The organism is Bradyrhizobium sp., from assembly GCF_049581145.1.
GTDB lineage: Bacteria > Pseudomonadota > Alphaproteobacteria > Rhizobiales > Xanthobacteraceae > Bradyrhizobium.
This window is the reverse complement of sequence record NZ_JBAURI010000450.1, coordinates 1-1,569: the sequence shown is the minus strand read 5'-3', so window position 1 is coordinate 1,569 and position 1,569 is coordinate 1. Positions and strand designations below refer to the sequence as shown.

Here is a 1,569-nt window from a genome sequence, read left to right as displayed (position 1 = left end):
GGGGTAGCCGCCCCGCAAAGCCTGCCGCGCGGGCCCTATCAGGCGGCAAGCCAGCAGTTTGCGACCAGCCCGATCATGCGCGGTCAGCGCAGCGCCTTTTCACGCCGCGAGTCCCTGATCCTGCAGTGCCTGATCAACCATCCCTGGGTGCTGGATGATCACCTCGAGGAGGTCGCGGCGCTGGAACTGGCGCATCCCGAAGCCCATAAGCTGCGCGCCGGCATCATCGCGGCGTTTGCCAACGACCATCACCACTCCCGGGATCCCTCCGAACAGGCTGAGAAAATGCGCGCCGACCTCGCCCTGGCTGGATTTTCATTGCTTCTTCAACGGGTTGAGCGGGTGATCACGACGGCTGCGGTATGGGGCGCGCGCGCCGGCGCGGCGCGCGAGGATGTTCTTTCGACATTCCAACAGCTTGTCGCCTTGCATCGGCAATGGCACTCATTACTTAGGGAGCTGAAAGACGCCGAGCTGGCCTTGGGTGAGGATTCCAGCGAGGCGAATTTGGCTTGGCTCAAGGATATCAAGGCCCGGATGGCGGAAATGGACGGTACCGAGGCTCTGATCGAGGGTTTTGGCGAGCCGTCCGGCCGCTTCCAGCGAAGCGTCTGATGAAAATAGTGCGGACGGTTCCCGCCGGAGCCGCTAAAAGACTCGCCAAACCCGTGGTTTGGCTGCAAAAACTTCGGCTGCCAGAACAGGGTAAATCGAAACTTAACGGCCGGAAGGCTATACGGGGCGAACCAGCGACAGGGATTCGGGGGGTGGCGGAGTATTGCGCCGCCCTTTCCGCGTCAAAAACAGTGTGAATGAAGCAGAACGGCGCGGCAACGCAATCTGGCGTGAGAAGCGCGGTTGGGAGCAATGAATGGCCAGCAAGGCAAAAACGCTGCAGGTAAAAGACAAGGAAAAGGACGACAAGGCAGCGGACGCCCCTGAGAAGGATTCCACCGACGCCCCCTCGCCGTTGCTCGACCTTTCGGATGCCGCCGTCAAGAAGATGATCAAGCAGGCCAAGAAGCGCGGCTTCGTCACCTTCGATCAGCTCAACGAGGTGCTTCCCTCCGACACCACCTCGCCGGAGCAGATCGAAGACATCATGTCGATGCTGTCGGACATGGGCATCAATGTCACCGAGGCCGACGATTCCGACAGTGAGGACGACAAGGACGAGGCCGACGACGAAACCGACAACGAACTTGTCGAGGTCACGCAGAAGGCCGTCACCGAGGTCAAGAAGTCCGAGCCGGGTGAGCGCACCGACGATCCCGTGCGGATGTATCTGCGCGAGATGGGCACGGTGGAGCTGCTCTCCCGCGAGGGCGAAATCGCGATTGCGAAGCGCATCGAGGCCGGCCGCGAGGCGATGATTGCAGGGCTGTGCGAAAGCCCGCTCACCTTCCAGGCCATCATCATCTGGCGCGACGAGTTGAACGAGGGAAAGATCTTCCTTCGCGACATCATCGATCTCGAAGCCACCTATGCCGGCCCCGAAGCCAAGAACAATTTGAATCCGGCATTGATCGGCGCGCCGGTCGGCCCTGACGGCCAGCCGGTCGCCAACGG

The 1,569-nt window shown here is 61.5% G+C and carries 1 protein-coding gene and 1 pseudogene; both read left to right on the top strand.

Annotated features, from left to right (window positions below):
- Positions 1–615: pseudogene (locus tag WCB02_RS14570) on the top strand (DNA primase); the annotation flags it as partial.
- A gap of 256 nt (positions 616–871) precedes the next feature.
- Positions 872–1,569, top strand: a 698-nt coding sequence (locus WCB02_RS14565) for an RNA polymerase sigma factor region1.1 domain-containing protein (protein ID WP_423958922.1), incomplete at its 3' end; no start/stop codon positions are given.